Annotated in this window: 16 protein-coding genes; 9 read left to right on the top strand and 7 right to left on the bottom strand. The window is 68.3% G+C overall.

Annotation, left to right across the window (positions count from 1 at the left end; genetic code table 11):
* Positions 1-18: 18 nt before the first annotated feature.
* Both A9X00_RS00775 and A9X00_RS00770 read right to left on the bottom strand, forming a co-directional pair.
* The gene (locus A9X00_RS00775) at positions 19-690 is read right to left on the bottom strand and encodes a cutinase family protein (RefSeq protein ID WP_067147768.1); all 672 of its coding nucleotides are present in this window, start codon (positions 688-690) and stop codon (positions 19-21) included.
* A 46-nt stretch (positions 691-736) separates the two neighbouring features.
* On the bottom strand, positions 737-1,507 hold the full coding sequence (locus A9X00_RS00770; protein WP_067147765.1) for a class I SAM-dependent methyltransferase: 771 nt from the start codon (positions 1,505-1,507) through the stop codon (positions 737-739).
* Between the two features lie 174 nt (positions 1,508-1,681).
* Between A9X00_RS00770 and A9X00_RS00765 the strand changes: the two genes are divergently transcribed.
* The 5 genes from A9X00_RS00765 (at position 1,682) to A9X00_RS00745 (ending at position 8,236) form a co-directional block, all read left to right on the top strand.
* Positions 1,682-3,283, top strand: a complete 1,602-nt coding sequence (locus A9X00_RS00765) for a PecA family PE domain-processing aspartic protease (protein WP_082974604.1) — start codon at positions 1,682-1,684, stop codon at positions 3,281-3,283.
* Positions 3,284-3,423: 140 nt separating this feature from the next.
* Positions 3,424-4,983, top strand: coding sequence for a PecA family PE domain-processing aspartic protease (locus tag A9X00_RS31080; RefSeq protein WP_067147758.1), 1,560 nt, complete (start codon positions 3,424-3,426; stop codon positions 4,981-4,983).
* A gap of 38 nt (positions 4,984-5,021) precedes the next feature.
* The gene (locus tag A9X00_RS00755) at positions 5,022-5,981 is read left to right on the top strand and encodes a DMT family transporter (protein ID WP_232006630.1); all 960 of its coding nucleotides are present in this window, start codon (positions 5,022-5,024) and stop codon (positions 5,979-5,981) included.
* Positions 5,982-6,169: 188 nt separating this feature from the next.
* On the top strand, positions 6,170-6,928 hold the full coding sequence (locus tag A9X00_RS00750; protein ID WP_369830700.1) for a transglycosylase SLT domain-containing protein: 759 nt from the start codon (positions 6,170-6,172) through the stop codon (positions 6,926-6,928).
* A 63-nt stretch (positions 6,929-6,991) separates the two neighbouring features.
* Positions 6,992-8,236 carry an HNH endonuclease signature motif containing protein gene (locus A9X00_RS00745; RefSeq protein ID WP_067147753.1) on the top strand — a complete coding sequence of 415 codons (1,245 nt, stop codon included), beginning with the start codon at positions 6,992-6,994 and terminating at the stop codon, positions 8,234-8,236.
* Positions 8,237-8,322: 86 nt separating this feature from the next.
* Here A9X00_RS00745 and A9X00_RS00740 read toward each other — a convergent pair whose 3' ends face one another.
* Positions 8,323-9,321 (bottom strand): GGDEF domain-containing protein, encoded by a 999-nt coding sequence (locus A9X00_RS00740; protein WP_067148093.1) that lies wholly within the window; start codon positions 9,319-9,321, stop codon positions 8,323-8,325.
* 327 nt (positions 9,322-9,648) lie between these two features.
* Here A9X00_RS00740 and A9X00_RS00735 point away from each other — a divergent pair, with 327 nt between their 5' ends.
* Positions 9,649-11,112 carry an FAD-dependent monooxygenase gene (locus tag A9X00_RS00735; protein ID WP_067147750.1) on the top strand — a complete coding sequence of 488 codons (1,464 nt, stop codon included), beginning with the start codon at positions 9,649-9,651 and terminating at the stop codon, positions 11,110-11,112.
* Positions 11,113-11,116: 4 nt separating this feature from the next.
* Here the strand turns inward: A9X00_RS00735 and A9X00_RS00730 are convergent, their stop codons facing one another.
* On the bottom strand, positions 11,117-11,302 hold the full coding sequence (locus A9X00_RS00730; protein WP_067147748.1) for a hypothetical protein: 186 nt from the start codon (positions 11,300-11,302) through the stop codon (positions 11,117-11,119).
* An 83-nt stretch (positions 11,303-11,385) separates the two neighbouring features.
* Here A9X00_RS00730 and zwf point away from each other — a divergent pair, with 83 nt between their 5' ends.
* Positions 11,386-12,885 carry a glucose-6-phosphate dehydrogenase gene (gene zwf, locus A9X00_RS00725; RefSeq protein WP_067147745.1) on the top strand — a complete coding sequence of 500 codons (1,500 nt, stop codon included), beginning with the start codon at positions 11,386-11,388 and terminating at the stop codon, positions 12,883-12,885.
* Here the strand turns inward: zwf and A9X00_RS00720 are convergent.
* Positions 12,882-14,120, bottom strand: coding sequence for an alpha/beta fold hydrolase (locus A9X00_RS00720; protein WP_067147742.1), 1,239 nt, complete (start codon positions 14,118-14,120; stop codon positions 12,882-12,884). The two genes, zwf and A9X00_RS00720, sit on opposite strands and share 4 nt — an antisense overlap.
* A gap of 78 nt (positions 14,121-14,198) precedes the next feature.
* Between A9X00_RS00720 and A9X00_RS00715 the strand changes: the two genes are divergently transcribed.
* Together A9X00_RS00715 and A9X00_RS00710 are read left to right on the top strand one after the other, a co-directional pair.
* Positions 14,199-15,077, top strand: coding sequence for a CoA ester lyase (locus A9X00_RS00715; RefSeq protein WP_067147739.1), 879 nt, complete (start codon positions 14,199-14,201; stop codon positions 15,075-15,077).
* An 85-nt stretch (positions 15,078-15,162) separates the two neighbouring features.
* On the top strand, positions 15,163-15,588 hold the full coding sequence (locus A9X00_RS00710; protein ID WP_156771863.1) for a hypothetical protein: 426 nt from the start codon (positions 15,163-15,165) through the stop codon (positions 15,586-15,588).
* Positions 15,589-15,606: 18 nt separating this feature from the next.
* Here the strand turns inward: A9X00_RS00710 and A9X00_RS00705 are convergent, their stop codons facing one another.
* Together A9X00_RS00705 and A9X00_RS00700 are read right to left on the bottom strand one after the other, a co-directional pair.
* A complete protein-coding gene (locus A9X00_RS00705; RefSeq protein ID WP_067147731.1) occupies positions 15,607-16,197 on the bottom strand; it encodes a cyclic nucleotide-binding domain-containing protein in 591 nt (196 codons plus the stop codon).
* Positions 16,198-16,291: 94 nt separating this feature from the next.
* Positions 16,292-17,083 carry a fructosamine kinase family protein gene (locus A9X00_RS00700; protein WP_067147728.1) on the bottom strand — a complete coding sequence of 264 codons (792 nt, stop codon included), beginning with the start codon at positions 17,081-17,083 and terminating at the stop codon, positions 16,292-16,294.
* Positions 17,084-17,100 lie beyond the last annotated feature (17 nt).

Below are 17,100 nucleotides of genomic sequence, written 5' to 3'. Positions count from 1 at the left end.
CCGTTGGCTCGGAGGCAGTTAGCCGTTCTGCGCCCGGGCGGGCGCCTGACCGATCTTGTTGGCCGCGAACGAAGCGGCCTGGTTGACCATCCCGGAGTCGATGTAGGACATGTGCGACAAGATGTTGCCGCCCGGGGAGCAGATCGGGTCGTCGGGGGCGCACAGGCTGATGGTCCGGCCGACGAACACCGGGCTGATCGTCGGAAGCGGCTGACCGCCCCACAACATGCTGGAGAACCCGCTGGTGGGCTCGCCGAACAGGGCGACGGCGGCCACCTTATCGGCCACCGGGCCCGGCAGCGTCTGGCTGGCGAGGTCGATCACGGTCGAGCCCTGGGAGTACCCGCCGAGCACCATTTTCGTGTTGGGGCAGCTGGCGGCGACGTCCTGGATGTGCGCACTCGCGTCGTTGGAACCGGCCGTCGCGCTGTTGTGGTAGTCGTCGTTCGCCGGGTAATTGACGGCGTAGGCGCTGACGGATCGACCCGCGAGCTGTGCGGTAAGCGAGTCGACGAACGCCTGCCCCATGTTGCCGAGGCCGGGCTCCTGGTGGGTGCCACGAGCGAAGACCACCGCGACGTCGGTGCAGGGATCGGCGGACGCGGCCGGGATGGCGATCGGCGCGCTCAGCGCCGCCCACGCCGTCACGGCCGAGACTCCAACGATGCGGGCAAGCCTGGGTGAATTCATTTCCAAATGCTGACACATCCGCGACGACGGCGGCGCATGCGGTGCCTCAAAGCCCGTCGCCGCGCGCGAGCCGATCGGCCCGCCAACAGCGCGCCTGCATGGGGATCTCGACGGTGTCGATGCCGGGGAACCGCGCCTGAAGGGACGCCCGCGCTTGGGTCAGCCGCCGGGCGCGGTCGTCGGGGGAGGCGACGAGGTACCTGCTGTAGGTGCCCAGCATCGCGACCGCATCGTCGATCGTCATGGTTCGCGTGAATCGGAACGTCTCGCGGGCGAAGTTGCGGAAGGTCGTCGGCAGCGGGAGGACGACGTCCAGGCGCCGGCGCGCCCGGTCGGCCGCTTCGGCGCCGGAGGCCTCGTCGCCGGGCAGCCGGTCGAGGTCGCTCACCCAGTCCACCCCCCGGTCCCGGCTCGTCCAGATCAGGCCGAGCCGCCCGCCGTCGCGCAGCACCCGGCCGATCTCCGGCACGGCGCGCTCGGGGTCCATCCAGTGCCACGCGGACGAGACGAAGACGGCGTCCGCGGAGGCGTCGGGCAGCGGAATCGACTCGCCACTGCCCTCGACGACGCGCACGCCGGGCGACCGGGCCGCGAGGACCGCCCGCATGCGCGCGTCGGGTTCGACGGCGACGACCTGCGCCGCCTTACCCAGCAACGTCCGGGTGAACAGCCCGGTGCCCGCGCCGACGTCGACGGCCACCCCGCAGCCGGGCGGGACCAGCCAGTTCACCGCCTCCGGCGGGGGTTGCGGTCGCAGCCCGTCGTAGTTTTCGGCAATCGACCCGAAGGACATCGCGCGTTGTTGGCGATCGGCCACAGCGGCCACGGTAGTCGCGGTCGGCGGCCACGGCCGTGGGCGCGGAAACGTTTGGTAAATACCGAGAATTTTGGCCCGGTTTTCCCTAGAGTCTGGCGTACCGGTTTGTGGCGTGAGGGGCCCGTCCCCGGTGAAAACGCGTGGTCGTGGGGCAGAGGGAAGGACACCCGGGGGATGAGTTTTCTGACGTCACCGCCAGAGATTATTTCTTCTCTGCTCCATGCCGGCGCCGGCCCGGCTCCGATGCTGGCGGCTTCCGCGGCGTGGGACGGGCTTGCCGCCGAACTCGGTTCCGCGGCGCAGTCGTTCTCCTCGATCACCTCGGGGTTGGCGGCCGACGCCTGGCAGGGGCCCGCCTCGGCGGCGATGCTGTCGACGGCGGCGCAGTACTCGGCGTCGCTGAGCGCGGCGGCGGTGCACGCGCAGACAGCCGCCACACAAGCCCAGGTGGTGGCCAGTGAATTCGAATCCGCCGTGGCCGCCACGGTGCATCCCGTGCTGGTTGCCGCGAACCGGAATCAGCTGGTGCAGCTGGTGTTCTCGAACCTGTTCGGGCAGAACGCGCCCGCGATCGCGGCCACGGAAGCTGCATACGAGGAGATGTGGGCCACCGACGTGTCCGCGATGGTCGGCTACCACGGCGGGGTTTCGGCGGCCGCGGCCCAACTCTCGTCCTGGGCGTCCGCGGTGCAGGCGCTGCCGGCGCAGGCGTCCGCCGCAGTTTCCGGCACCCTCAACCCAGCGGCCGCCGCACCGGCGGCGCTTGGCTCGCTGGCCCCCGCGGCCAGCGATCCCATTGCGGGCCTGGTCGGGCGCGCCGAAACCTACGCCGCCAACATCATCAATTTCCCCACCGACATCTTGTTCGGGCGTCAAATCATCCCGACCGGGCCGCAGTCCCTCGGCACCAGCGCGACGGTAAGCGGCGGCGGCACCACGGCCACAGCCCCGCTGACCGTGTTCGCCGGGACGGAGCCGCTGGTGAACGCCTCCGTGGGCGCCGGATCGCCCGTGCCGTTGCTGGTGGACACCGGCTCGGCCGGCCTCGTCATCCCCTTCACAAAGGTCGGCGGGCTGTTGGGCGTCCTCCAGCTCGGCATTCCCATCGGAGGCGGCATCGGGGGTTACAGCGGGGGACTGGATTACATCTACCTCACCTACAACGCCCCGGTAAATTTCGGCGGCGGCCTGATCACTGCAAACACGCCCGTCAATGTCGAATTCCTGGCCTTCCCGGTGACGATCCAGTCCGCGATGACCAACGGCCTGACGTTCCAGTCGTTCTTCGCCTCCGACGGTGCCTCCGGCGTTCTGGGGGTCGGGCCCAATGCGGGCGGCCCCGGTCCCAGCATTCCGCTACAGGCGCTGCCGGGGACCTTGAATCACGGGCTGCTGATCAACCAGGACACAACCAATCCCTATCTGCAGTTCGGTGACCAGCCGACAATCGCTGGCCATGCTCCGTTGACGACGCTCCCACAAATGCCGATCACCAACCTGGAGGTGAAGGTCGGTAACGGGCCCATGCAAACCGTCGCGTCGATCGTCGACTCTGGTGGCGTTGAGGGAACCCTGCCGACGAGCCTTGGCGCCCACCCCGGCGACGTCATTCAGGTCTTCGACGCCAGTAATAACCTGCTCTACTCATACACCTACAACGGGGACTACTTCCCGACGCCGATCTCGAGCGGGTTGATGAATACCGGCAACCTGCTTTTCCAGGAGCACCCGGTCTACATCAACTACGGCAACGGCACCGCCGTCGTATACCAGTGACCTGAGGCGAAATCCGAGATCTCGCATAGCCGAATAGGCGGTTCGTTGGCGGGAAGAACGATTTTCAACTCGTCGGCCGCGGCAGGTCATAACCTTTGCTTTACCAATCGTGGTGGGGGCGGAGGGGAAGGACGCGCGGGATGAGTTTCTTGGTGCTGCCACCGGAAATCAATTCGACGCTGATCTGCACGGGTGCCGGCCCGTCACCGATGCTGGCCGCGGCCGCGGCCTGGGACAGGTTGGCCGCCGAATTAGGCTCTGCGGCACAGTCGTTTTCGTCGGTCATCTCGGGGATGGCCGCCGCGACCTGGCAGGGGCCGGCGGCAACGGTGATGCTTTCCACCGCGGCCAAGTACGCCGGGACGCTGAGCGCGGCGGCGGCCCAAGCGGAATCGGCTGCGGCGCAGGCCCAGACGGTCGCGAACGCGTTCGAGTCCGCCGTCGCCGCCACGGTCCATCCCGCGGTCGTCAGCGCCAACCGTAACGAGCTCGTGCAGCTGGTCGTCTCAAACCTATTCGGGCAGAACGCACCCGCGATCGCGGCGGCCGAAGCCGAATACGAGCAGATGTGGGCCGCCGACGTGGCCGCGATGGTCGCTTACCACGGCGGCGTCTCCGCGGCGGCGGCACAGTTGACGTCGTGGTCGTCGGCCGTGGCCGCGAGTCCCGTTGGCGCGGTGCTCAATTCGCTCACCTCGGCAATCGGCAGCAGTCCGGCCGCCGCGGTGTTCGGCCAGGCGCGGCAGGCTGTCATCGACGCGGTCAACGGACCCGCCGAACTATTGGTGGGCCATCCCCTGATCGGCAATGTCGCCGCCAGCGTCACCACCAACGCCACGACCAGCCAGCCCGGCACCGTCCCGCTAACGATGGTCAACTCCGTCGAGCCGGTGGTGAACGTCGCCGTGGGCGGCGGGGGATTTGGGCCCGTATTGGTCGACACCGGGTCCACGGGTCTCGTTGTGCCGCTTCGCAATGTCGGCGGAATATTCGGCCTGCTGAGCCTCGGATTGCCCGTCGGATTTGGCACCGGCGGCTACAGCGGGGGATTGAATTACCTCTACGCCACTTTCGACGCGCCGGTGAATTTCGGGAACGGGCTCGTCACCGCGCGGACCCCCGTGAACGTCGAGCTCTTCTCGTGGCCGTCGTCCCTGCAGGCCGCGATGACCCACGGCTGGGGGTGGCGGTCGTATTTCGCGGCCGACGGGGTGACGGGCGTCCTGGGGGTTGGGCCGAATGCCGGCGGCCCGGGGCCCAGCATCCCCACCCAGGCATTGCCGGCACCGTACAACCAGGGCCTGCTGATCAACGAGGTCGGAGCCAACCCGTATCTGCAGTTCGGTGCGCCTCCGAACAGCATGGTCCCCATCGCCACGTTGAACGGATCACCCGTCACCACCCTCGGGATAAGCACCGGACCGCTGGGCTTCTTCGGACCGCAATACACGGTCAACGCGGTGATCGATTCCGGCGGCGTGCAGGGCACCATCCCCACGGGCCTCAACGCGGCGCCCGGCACGGCCGTATATGTCTGGGCGCCCAACGGCCATTTGCTCTACTCGTATGTATATGACGGGACGTACTTCCCGACACCGTCGCCGTACATCATGAACACCGGGGCGCTGCCCTTCCTCGAACACCCCGTGTACATCTCGTATAGCCCGGGTGGCGTCGGGACGACGATCTTCTATCAGTGAGTCGCGCCCCCTCGCCCGGCGAGGTTCGCCCCGCTTGAATGCTGGGTATGCACCCGGCCATGGGGTGGGTGGCGCTGCACGCAGTGGCGATCGTGTCGGCGTTGCTCGCCGCATTCTGGGCCGCGGTCGGCATCGTCGTTCGGCAACGGGTCGCACGAGGCGTCCCGGACGACAAGGCCATGTCGCCCACGATGGCCACCACCCTGGTCCGCGAACCGCTGTGGTGGGCGGGCACTCTCGCCGCGGTCGCCGGTTATGTCTTCCAGGCGTTGGCGCTGGCCCACGGATCCCTGCTGTTGGTCCAACCGCTGTTGGTGTCGTCGTTGCTGTTCGCGCTGCCGATGAGCGCGAGGCTGTGCCAGCAGCGCATCAGTTGGGCCGACTGGGGCTGGGCGACGCTGTTGACCGCCGCCCTGGCCGTGTTCGTGCTCGTCGGCCAGCCCCGCGAGGGTCACAACCGGGCCCCGGTGCCCGCGTGGACGATTGCCCTGATGTTGACCGTGCCGCTGGTGATCGTGTGCGTCGCCGCGGCCCGCCGCGCCGCCGGCCGCCCCCGCGCCATGCTGCTGGCGGTCCCGGTGGCGGTCCTGCTGGGCATGATCGCCGTCCTGACCAAGATCTGCACGCACCGCTTCGCCGTGGCCGGGTGGCAGGGGCTGCTGACCGTTCCCGCTCTTTATGTGCTGGTCGGGCTGGCGGTGGCGCTCACCGTGGTGCAACAGGCGGCGTTTCACGCCGGCGCGTTGCAGGCGTCCGTTCCGATCATGTTGGTCGGCGAACCGATCGTCGCGGTGGTGCTCGGTGTCGTCGTGCTCGGGGAGCACCTGGCGGTGCGGGGGTCGGGGGCGCTGGTTCTCACCGTCGCGGTGGCGGCGATGGCGGCGGCCGCGATCGCGCTGGGCCGCGACGAAGCCGCCGGAGCCAGTTTGCCGGCCCAACGCCAACCGCCGCTCGAGCCGATGACTGCCGCCCGTGCGCGAATCGGGGATAGCGCATAGCGTCGGCCTCGCGTGTCGCTACCGTTGACGTACCCCGAGTCGGAGCGGACGGGAGGCACACTGTGAAACGGCTGCTTGTCCTCGGCGCGATCCTGGCCGCCCTCGCCGGGGCGCCGACTCCACCGGCGTCCGCGTCGCCCATGACGCGGCCCGAGGCCCCGAGCATTCCCACCGGCGCGCAGCCACAACTGGCGTCGGACCCTGCGCAAGTGGCCGACGACCTCATCGCCGACGAGCACGCGCTGCGTGACGCGTCTACGGGGGAGGCCGCGCTGGTCGCTGCGGCGCACCGCGAGCAGGCGGCGTATCGCGCCATCGGGCGCCACCCCGAATGGGACGCGACCATCCGACCGCGGATCCCGGCGTCACTACTCGACGTCTACGACCGCAACGTCGACGCGCGCCGCCAGCTCACCGCGATGACGGCCGTCCGGGACACGCTGCCCGCGTGGAGCATCGAGCCACCGGCCCCCGCCGACGAACTGCTGGGCTACTACCACCAGGCGGAGGCGGAATCCGGCGTCGGCTGGAACTACCTCGCGGCCATCAACCTCGTCGAAACCCGACTCGGCAGCATCCACGGGGTGAGCACCGCCGGCGCGCAGGGGCCCATGCAGTTCCTGCCCGGGACGTTTGCCGGCTACGGGCAGGGCGGCGACATCAACTCGCCGCACGACAGCATCATGGCGGCGGGACGCTACCTGGCCGCCAACGGTTTTGCCGGCGACCGCGATCACGCGATCTACCGCTACAACCACGCGAACGAATACGTGCGCGCGGTCGATCAATACGCGGCCCTCATCGGGTCCGATCCCGCAACTTTTGCGGCCTACTACCGGTGGGACGTCTACTGCAACACCACCGCCGGCGACGTGCTGCTGCCCATCGGCTACGCCGCGTCGTCGCCGATCCCCGCCGCGGAGTACGTGGCGAGCCACCCGCAGTGATGGGGATCTGCGCGCGGATTTGGTAGCCGAAATCTTGTCGTACCCGGCTGCGATCATGGGGCTATGTCTTCGACCGCATCTGTTGGCGCTTGGGTGAATACGCCTAAGCGGATTGACGTGCTGTTTGAGGAGATGGAGGAGTTGTGCGGTCAGCGCAATGCGATTGATGGGCGCATTGTGGAGATCGTCGCCGAGATCGATCGTGACGGGTTGTGGGGTAATACCGGGGCGCGGTCGATACCGGCGTTGGTGGCCTGGAAGACCGGCTGCTCGCCGGCCAACGCGCAGACGATCGCCACGGTGGCGGGCCGGGCGCAGGAGTTTCCACGGTGCACCCGGGCCTTACGGCAGGGGCAGTTGTCGCTGGATCAGGTCGGGGTGATCGCCGCCCGCGCGGGTGAGGGCTCGGATGAGCATTACGCGCAGTTGGCCGCGGTGGCCACGGTCACTCAGCTGCGCACCGCGATCAAGCTCGAACCGCGCCCCGAACCCGACCCGAGGCCCGAGCAGGCCTCGATCACCAAGACCTCCGATGAGCAGTTCGCCTGTTGGCGGATCAAACTTGCGCACCCCGAGGCGGCAAAGTTCGACGCGGCGCTGGCGTCGCATCGAGACGCGCTGATCGCGCAGTGGAAGCGCGACCGCGGCGACGGCCAAGCCCCGTCCGAGGCGGCGCCGCCGCTGCCCGACACTATGGATGCGTTTATGCGGCTGGTGGAGGCCGGCTGGGACGCCGAGGCCACCCGCCGCCCGCACGGGCAGCACACCACCGTGGTCGTCCACCTCGACGTGGCCGCGCGCGCCGCCGCGCTGCATTTGGGTCCGCTGCTGTCCGACGCCGAACGCCAATACCTGACCTGCGATGCCACCTGTGAGGTGTGGTTCGAACGCGACGGCGTGCCCCTCGGCGCCGGCCGAGCGACCCGCACCGTCAACCGCCGGCTACGCCGCGCGCTCGAGCACCGCGACCGCACGTGCGTGGTGCCCGGCTGCGGTGCCACCCGCGGTCTGCACGCCCATCACATCCGGCACTGGGAAGACGGCGGACCCACCGAGCTGGCCAACCTGGTACTGGTCTGCCCCTATCACCACCGCGAACACCACCGCGGCGAGCTCACCATCACCGGGACCGCCCACGATCTGAGCGTCACCGACGACGACGGCCACCCACTGAACCCGGCATCACTCGCACGCCCACCCACTGGCCCGCCGCCCGCCGTCCCGCCCTTCCGCGGACCCCTCGGCGAACGCGCCGACTGGTGGTGGTACACCCCCTTCCAACCGCAACCCCCACCGACCAACAACTAGGCCGGTTCCGTATCCGAGCTGAAACAAGTTGTCGCATAGAGGATTTCGATTGCGCTCGCTGCTATCGGATTTTGCTCAACGCTGGTCTAGAGCGCGTGGCGCAGATCTGGATCCCGGCGCTGCGGAGTCCTGTTCTGCTTGGCGGTGTACAAATTCGCGTCGGCGACCGCCCACAGCACGGCGACGTTGGCGCTCGCTCCGATGGCCGATGCGGTCCCGACGCTCGTTCCCGGGGTCTGCAGCCGAACGGCGGCGACGAACCGCTCGGCTGCGGTCGGGCCCGCGCCCGGGCGCTCGGCGATGCACAGGGCGAACTCGTCGCCGCCGAGCCGGGCCAGAATGGCGTTGGCGGGAGCCAGTTTTCGCCAGGCGGTCGCGCGGCCGATCAGGTGCTCGTCGCCGGCGACATGCCCGTCGGTGTCGTTGATCCGTTTGAAGTTGTCGATGTCCAGCGCGATGACGGTGATGAGGGTGGAAGTCGAACGGGATCGCGCCAGCAGGTCGGCGGTGGCGATTTCCCAACCGGCGCGGTTGAGCGACCCCGTGAGCGGATCCGTGCACGCCGCGTCGACCAGGCTCCGTGTCACCAGGCCGAACGACTCCGCGGCACCGACAATCGCGATCACGAAGATGAAGTAATCGATGTCCAGGTTGGCCGTGCGCGAGACCGCCAGGGCGACAACGCACGCCAGGGCGAGCAGGCCGACCAGGAGCGCGCCGCGTCGCGGCGAGTAGAACGCGCGCAGGTACATCGCCAGAAACATTGGAGCGATCAGGCAGACGAATTCGGCGATGATCGCGATATGGAAGGCCATCACGATCGGTGTGGCGGCGATCGCCACGGCCGTTGCGGGCCCGGTTTTGTCGGGACGGACCGCCAGCCAGGCCAGCGCGGCGATGCCGAGAACGGTCGCCACGATGCCCCCGACCGGATGCCCCCGGGGCAGGTCGGGGTGAAGCACAATCACTGTGCTGAACACCACGCCGTAGGCGTACAGGAATGTCGTGGTGCCCAAATAGATCCGCAGCAGCCGGACCTGGTGTTTGCCGTAGAAACCGCTTCCGGAGTCGGCGCGCAGCCGCAGCTTGTATCGGCGGGTGTGGCCGAGGGGGCCTGCCAGGCGTAGACCCATCCCGTCACTCTCTGGTCAGATGCGCTGATGCGGACGCGCGGCCAATATTATTTCACCGCCATTTTGGCTGCCCGCAACTGCCATTCGTCTGAACCGTAGTTCAGATCTCGGAAGACGTTGGCGGTTTATCGAGAACCCCCGTCGGACGCAAAAGAAGGGGACGGGTTTTCGTCCGTCCCACTTCAACATATTACGCACCCGGGGGCTTGCGGCAAGACCGGGGTCATGCCGCAAAATCGCTGGTCGAAGCCGGAACGGACTGAATTGGGGGTGGCGAGAATGCATGCCGTGGTGATTGCCGGGGGCGGCCCGACGGGGCTGATGCTGGCGGGCGAGTTGGCGCTGGCGGGGGTCGACGTTGCGATTGTCGAGCGACGCGCCGGCCAGGAGTTGATTGGTGCGCGGGCGGGCGGATTGCATGCGCGCACCATCGAGGTCCTCGATCAGCGCGGAATCGCGGATCGGTTCCTTGCCGAGGGCCAGGTGGCACAGGTCGCCGGGTTTTCCCAGATTCGGTTGGACATCAGCGACTTTCCCACCCGGCATCCCTACGGGCTCGCGCTGTGGCAGATCCACATCGAGCGCATCCTGGCCGGCTGGGTCGACGAACTGAACGTGCCGACCTATCGCGGACGCGAGGTGACCGGCGTCGCCCAGGACGACACCGGCGTCGACGTCGTGCTGTCGGACGGCCGCTTCCTGCGCGCGGAATATGTCGTCGGATGCGACGGCGGACGCAGTTCGGTGCGCAAATCGGCGGGCATCGACTTCCCCGGGTGGGACCCCACGATGAGCTACCTCCTCGCCGAGGTCGACATGGCCGGCGCGGCCGGCGAAGCGCCGGAATGGGGCATCCGCCACGACGCGCTCGGCGTCCATTCGCTCAGCATGGTGGAGGACGGGGGGCCGATGCGGGTCATGGTGACCGAGCGGCAGGTCGGGCCCGCCGACGAACCCACCCTGCGCGATCTCAGCGAGGCACTGATCGCCGTTTACGGAACGGATTACGGGATCCACAGTCCCGCATGGATTTCCAGGTTCACCGACGCGGCGCGGCAGGCGGCCGCCTACCGCGACGGGCGGGTCCTGCTGGCCGGCGACGCGGCGCACGTGCACCACCCGATCGGGGGGCAGGGCCTCAACACCGGCATGCAGGACGCGGTGAACCTGGGCTGGAAGCTGGCGCAGGTGGCCAACGGAACGGCCCCGGAAAGCCTGCTGGATACCTACCACGCCGAGCGGCACCCGGTCGGCGCGCGCGTGCTGCGCAACGCCATGGCCCAAATGGCGCTGCTCCGCCCGGACGACCGCACCAAGGCCTTGCGGGAGGTCACTTCGGACCTGCTCGGCATGGCCGAGCCACGGCAGCGATTCGCCGCGATGATGTCGGGTCTCGACATCCACTACGACCTGGGCGAAGGCCACCCGCTGCTCGGGCGTCGAATGCCCGATCTCGACCTGGTCACCGCCGACGGCACGGTGCGGGTATTCGCCCTGCTGCACGACGCGCGGCCGGTGCTGCTCAACCTCGGCGAGCCCGGCGTCGTCGACATCGTCGGCTGGGGCGATCGCGTCACGTTGGTTGACGGGAAATACGTTGGGGCGTGGGAGCTTCCGGATCTCGGCGCCGTGGACGCTCCGGACGCCGTGTTGATCCGGCCCGACGGACACGTCGCGTGGGTGGGGGAGCGACCCCTCGCCGACGCCCTGACGGCCTGGTTCGGTCCGCCCGCGGCGGCCTAGGGCGTCAGTCCGGCGGCTCGTCCTGCGGGCCGGGCCCTGCAGCGTCACGTTCGCGGTCGCTCGGCTTGCCGGGGACGCCCTCGGCCTCCCGCTCGTTGGCCACCTTCTCGTCGAGCTCGTCGACGATGTTTTCCAGCTCCTCGGCGTGGCTCAGCTGGTCTCGGTCGGGTCCGGTCATACCGCTCTCCATACCCCACCGCGCGATCGGTAACCGCTCAGATCGACCCCAACATGGGGCTGCACACACGGCGCGGCGATGGAAGGATCGCAAGGGTGGCCGACAAGAAACCGCAAACGATCTCTTACCCGGCGCCGGAGAAACGCCCGCGACGCCACGACACTGAACGGCTGGATCCCCACGTCATCGTCCTGTTCGGCGCGACCGGGGATCTCGCCAAGCGCAAGCTGATCCCGGGCCTGGCCTATTTGGATCAGTCCGAACTAGCCCCCGACATCCAAATCGTCGCGACGTCGCTGGAAGACATGAGCGACGACGAGTTCCGTGATCTGGCCAAGAACGCGATTGACTCCTTCGGCACGCACAAGCTGACGGACGAGCAGTGGGCCAACTTCGCCAAGATCGTCACCTATGTCCCGCAGGGCGCCGGGCCCGGGGCGCTCGCCACCGCGGTCGCCGAGGCCGAAGCCAACCTGGGACCAAACGTTCGGCGGCTGCATTACCTTTCGGTTCCGCCGAAGGCGGCGCGCGACGTCATCACCATGCTGCGCGACGCGGAGCTCGTCGACCGTTCCCGGGTGGTCATGGAAAAGCCGTTCGGCACGGACCTGGCCAGCGCGGTCGCACTGAACGACTTCGTGCACGAAACGTTCGAGGAATCACAGATTTTCCGCATCGACCACTTCCTGGGGAAGGAGGCCGCCCAGAACATCCTGGCGTTCCGCTTCGCCAACGGTCTGTTCGAGCCAATCTGGAACCGCAACTTCATCGACCACATCCAGATCGACATTCCCGAGGCGCTAGGGCTGGATCAGCGGGCCAACTTCTACGAGGAAACCGGCGCCTACAAGGACATGGTGGTGACCCACCTCTTCCAGGTGATGGCGTTCGTGGTGATGGAGCCGCCGACAGCGCTCGAACCCTTTGCCATCAGCGAGGAAAAGAACAAGGTGTTCCGCTCGATGCTGCCGGTCAAGCCGTCCAACGTGGTGCGCGGCCAGTACAGCGGCTATCGCGACGAGAAGGGAGTGGCGAAGGACTCCGACACCGAGACCTTCATCGCGCTCAAGGTCGGCATCGACAACTGGCGCTGGGCCGGCGTGCCGATCTATCTGCGCACCGGCAAGAAGATGGCCGAGGGCATCCGCATCATCTCGATCGCCTTCAAAGAGGCTCCGCGAACGATGTTTCCGCCCGGATCGGGGGTCGGCACCCAAGGTCCGGACCACCTCACCTTCGACCTCGCCGACAACTCGAAGGTCTCACTGTCCTTCTACGGCAAGCGGCCGGGCCCCGGCATGAAGCTGGACAAGTTGTCCATGCAGTTCTCCTCGCAGGAGATCGACACCGTCGTCGACGTGCTGGAGGCCTACGAGCGGCTGATCCTCGACGCGATGCGCGGCGACCACACGCTGTTCAACACCGCCGAGGGCATCGAGTCGTTGTGGGAGCGTTCGCAGGGGCTGCTCGACGACCCGCCGCCGGCCAAGATCTACCAGCCCGGCACGTGGGGTCCCAACGCCATTCACCAATTGATCGCGCCCAACGCCTGGCGGTTGCCGTTCGAGCGGGAGTGGCGCGAAAAGAAGACTTAACCCGGGGCGTCCGGCCGCGGCGGCTGAGCGAGCCAGTCGTGCAGCTTCGCGTAGATGTCGGCGTGGTTGAGCAGATCGAAGTGGTGCAGGCCGGTGAGCGTCAGGCCGTGGTCCGGGTCGAACGGAATCCGCCGCGACTTGCCCACACCGGACGCGCTCTGGGGGCGCACCAGGCGATCGCCGAGCACCGCGCCGACCGCGCCCGGGCCCGCGCTGGTCGCCACGAAGTGGTAGACGGCGTGGGGCAGGAACGGCACCTCGTTGCACCGGTCCCGCAGGAACTCGTCGGGGTCGCACTCGCTCCAGTCCTCGTCGAGCAGCGCGCCGTAGCGCAGATCCTTGGTGCCGGAGCTGCGGGCGTTGAGAAACGAAGACAGGGCCCGGGTTTCGGGCAGCCGGGCCAGCGCCCACGACGCGGCGTTGACGCCCTTCTCCAGGTCGGCGCCCAGGTGCGGGGAGCCGAGGCAGACGACGTGACGAACGGCGTGGGGCCAGGCGTGCTCATGCTGGGTTCCGTAGTGGCAGGCGCTGCGGATCACCAGGCCGCCCATCGAATGACCGATCAGGACGATGTCCTCGACCGGCACCGGCCACAGCGCCCGCAGCTGCTCCAGCAGGGCGGCGAGCGACTTTCCGTTGTCGGAGATGTGCAGGCCGGTGTTGTATCGCAGGTAAACCGGGGTGAATCCCAGGTCGTCGCGCAGCCGCGAGCCGTAGGACTTCACCTCCTCGCCGTCGCGCGGGCGTCGCCACCATGACATTTCGGTCATGCACCAGCCGTGGACGAAGACCGCGATCCGGCCGGTTGCCCCCGGGAACGCCGCCGCGATGTCGGGGGCGGTCATCGCGACCGCCTTGCCGCGATGGCGCACCTGCATGGTCAGCGCGAAGCCGTTTTCGCGCTTGGTCAGCTCGTCGCCGTAGATGCCGTTGAGCGCGGCGATGACCCCGGCGACCCTGGGATTGGCTTCGACGGTCTCGTCCTCGTCGCTGCCGCGCGTCTCGGCCGCCAGTTCACCGGCGGCGCGCAGGGCGCCCCGGATCGCCCGGTCGACGGCGTAATACGTCGCCGCGGCGGTCGTGTTGTGGACCACCTCTACGGGTTTGGACACCGGTCCCACGGCGCCGAAGACGCGCCGCGCGATGCCGCTGTGCGTGTCGCGCACGAGCGTGGTCAAGACGCGGGTGCCCTCACCGGCGAGGTCGGCGAGTGACCGGATTTCGTGACCCTGCATGAGTTGCTCCTCCCGTTTCCCATTCCGGGGATTTCCCACTGTGGGCGACGCTTATGCCGAAGGCCCTACTGTCGTGTCATGCCACCGACGCTGCGCCCGCGCCGATCCGCCCTCTACCTGCCCGGCAACAACCCTCGTGCCCTGGAGAAGGGCCGCACCCTGCCGGCCGACGTGCTCATTTTCGACCTCGAGGACGCCGTCGGGCCCGACGCCAAGGCCGACTCGCGCTCACGGGTGTGCGACGCGGTCTCGTCTGGGACCTACCGACCCCGCGAGATCGTGGTGCGCATCAACGGCCTGGGCACCGACTGGCACGACGACGACCTGGCGGCCGTCGCCGCTTCGGGCGCCGACGGCGTGCTCGTGCCGAAGGTCGAGACCGGCGAGCAGGTCCGGACGTTGACCGGCGCGCTCGACGAGCTCGGCGCGCCGGAGCCGCTGCGGCTGTGGGTCATGATCGAAACGCCCCGGGCCATCTTGCGAGCCGAAGAGGTCGCCTCGGCCAGCGATCGCTTGGCGGCGTTAGTGGTCGGCACCAACGATCTGGTGAACGATCTGCACGGATTGCACTTGCCCGGTCGCGCGCCGGTGCTAACGGCGTTGTCGCTGGCCGTGTTGGGGGCGAGGGCGGCCGGGAAGGTCGTCCTGGACGGCGTCTTCAACGACATCACCGACGAGGGCGGCTTCCGGGCCGAGGCCCGGCAGGGCCGGGAGATGGGTTTCGACGGCAAGACCCTCATCCACCCGTCCCAGATCGGACCGGCGAACGACGTGTTCGGTCCGTCGGACAAGGAGCTGGCCGATGCCCGCAAAATCGTCTCCGCCTATGAAGAGGCCCAGGCCGCCGGGAACAGCGTCATCACGGTCGACGGCCGGATGATCGAGAGCCTGCACGTGCGCGACGCCCAGCGCATCCTCGCCCTCGGCGAGCTGATCGCCGAAATGGAATCGGCATAACACGATTCGGCGTTCAAACCGTGTCGAAGCGAAATTGCCGGTAGGGTGCCTGCAGCAAATAGATCTTCCGGCGAAGGAGTGTCTGGTGCGGCTAAACGGAACTGCGCTCGCGGGAATGGTCGCCATCGCGGTCATCACCGCGGGCTGCTCGAACAGCAATACTCAATCAGCTCCGGCGTCGAGTGAGGCGTCGGCATCGAGCTCGCCGACGGCGGCCTCATCGCAACCGACGACGGCACCCACGTCCTCCGCGCCGGCCGCGCCGCTCGATCAATCGACCTGCCTGGACATCTCGTTCGCCAAGGACAACTTGATGGTGGCGTCGAAACCGGAAACCGCCCGCAAGTACGCCGACACGCTGGAGAAGTACGCTCCGCCCGACCCGGTGAAGGCCGCGATCGAGCACTTCGTCACCACCTTGGGTGCGCAACCCACCGACCCCGACCTGAACTCCAACAGGGACCTGATCACCGGTTGGATCAAGCAGATCTGCCCGAATGTGAACCCGTAGGCCGCCCTGTGCCTGCGGCTAGGCCGTGCTGTTTCGCTCGATCCACTGGGTGAGCGCGTCCTCGAGCGCGGCCGAGACACGCACACCGGCGCCCTCGGCGGCCTGCTCGAACCGCTCGACCAATTCCGTCGGGACCTGCGCGTCCACCCTGCGATGCGTCGGCTTCGGCTTCGGCGGCTGCTCGGGCGCGGCGGTGGCCGCGTGCCGCGCCGCGGTCGCGTCCATGGTCTCGCGCAGCGCCGGAATCGCTTCGAGCAGGCGGCCCAGGTCGTCGCGCTCGATGCGCAGCACCTCGGCCGGCCCGGTCGTCGTGACGGTGGCGGAACGCAGTTTCCCACGGCGCAGCGCCGATTCACCGATCACTTCGCCCGGCCCCACCACGGCAACGCGGTCCTGGCCGACGTATACGCCGGCCTCGCCGGTCAGCAGGATGTAGCAGGCGTCCGACGGGGTCTGCTCGTGAATGAGCGGCAGTGGCGCGGACGTGGAGGTGTGATGCGCGGCCGAGACAATGCGCTGCAAATCATTATCGGAAAGCTTGTCGAATGTGGCGAATTCCCGTAGCCGGCGGACGTCTTTTTCCTCATGTCCCTGCTCATCCACTTTCATAGCGAGCTCCTAATCTGCGATATGACCGGACATCGAGGAGCCTAACTCCGATTTGCAGCAACGCCGGAAACGAATTTCGGCTGCAAAACCAACGTCAGATGGGCTTACTTCGAACGGCGTCCAACGCAGCTCGGGCGGCGGCATGGGTCTGCGCGGCATACCCACCGCCGAACAACGCGACATGCGCCAGCAGTGGGTACAGCTGGTGCAGCCCGATCCTGTTGCGCCAGCCCGGCTTTAGCGATCGCACGCGCTGGTAACCGGCGAGGACCGCGTCGTAGTGCGGGCAGCCGAACAGCGCGAGCATCGCCAGGTCGGTCTCGCGGTGACCGGCGTGCGCGGCCGGATCGATCAGCACCACCCCGTCGGGCGTCCACATCACGTTGCCGCTCCACAAGTCGCCGTGCAGCCGGGCCGGCCCGTCGTCGTCATCAGAGTCGTAGTCGCCGGCGCGGCAACGCGCCACGACGGAGTCGATCGCCGCGCGGACCGAAGCATCGAGGCACGCGGCGGCCATCTCGGCCATCGGGACCAGCCGCTCGTCGGCGTAGAACTCGCCCCAGCGTGAATGCCCCCGCAGCGACATCGGCAGCGGCCGGGACAACGGGCCGAAGAACCCGGGTCCGTCCCAGTCGTCGGGCCCGGTGCCGAACGCGGCCGCGCCGGCGTCGTGGGTGACGGCAAGTCGGCCGCCGAATTCGTACGCCGCTTCGGGGCTGGGGGTCACCGAATCCAGTCGCCGCAGCGTGAGGTGGTCGGCGCCGACGGCGACAACCGTCGCGCACAGCACGCCGCCCGGGACGGCCGAAAGCCATCGCAGGCCCGCGGCTTCCCACGCGAAGTAGCCGGCGGGTGCGCCCCGGTGGCGCTTGACGAACTCGGTCACCCGGTAACCGCTGACGC

Source organism: Mycobacterium sp. 1245805.9, from assembly GCF_001672915.1.
Classification (GTDB): Bacteria; Actinomycetota; Actinomycetes; order Mycobacteriales; family Mycobacteriaceae; genus Mycobacterium.
The sequence above is the reverse complement of the archived record's forward strand: the minus strand, read 5'-3'. Positions and strand labels throughout refer to the sequence as shown.

What these genes read in the sequence shown, in the direction of transcription:
- A9X00_RS00755 (WP_232006630.1), top strand. Translation starts at nt 5,022, where the DNA reads ATGCTGGGTATGCACCCGGCCATGGGGTGGGTGGCGCTGCACGCAGTG.
- A9X00_RS00765 (WP_082974604.1), top strand. Translation starts at nt 1,682, where the DNA reads ATGAGTTTTCTGACGTCACCGCCAGAGATTATTTCTTCTCTGCTCCAT.
- A9X00_RS00705 (WP_067147731.1), bottom strand. Translation starts at nt 16,197, where the DNA reads ATGAAAGTGGATGAGCAGGGACATGAGGAAAAAGACGTCCGCCGGCTA.
- A9X00_RS00745 (WP_067147753.1), top strand. Translation starts at nt 6,992, where the DNA reads ATGTCTTCGACCGCATCTGTTGGCGCTTGGGTGAATACGCCTAAGCGG.
- A9X00_RS00775 (WP_067147768.1), bottom strand. Translation starts at nt 690, where the DNA reads ATGAATTCACCCAGGCTTGCCCGCATCGTTGGAGTCTCGGCCGTGACG.
- A9X00_RS00730 (WP_067147748.1), bottom strand. Translation starts at nt 11,302, where the DNA reads ATGGAGAGCGGTATGACCGGACCCGACCGAGACCAGCTGAGCCACGCC.
- A9X00_RS00715 (WP_067147739.1), top strand. Translation starts at nt 14,199, where the DNA reads ATGCCACCGACGCTGCGCCCGCGCCGATCCGCCCTCTACCTGCCCGGC.
- A9X00_RS00735 (WP_067147750.1), top strand. Translation starts at nt 9,649, where the DNA reads ATGCATGCCGTGGTGATTGCCGGGGGCGGCCCGACGGGGCTGATGCTG.
- A9X00_RS31080 (WP_067147758.1), top strand. Translation starts at nt 3,424, where the DNA reads ATGAGTTTCTTGGTGCTGCCACCGGAAATCAATTCGACGCTGATCTGC.
- A9X00_RS00720 (WP_067147742.1), bottom strand. Translation starts at nt 14,120, where the DNA reads ATGCAGGGTCACGAAATCCGGTCACTCGCCGACCTCGCCGGTGAGGGC.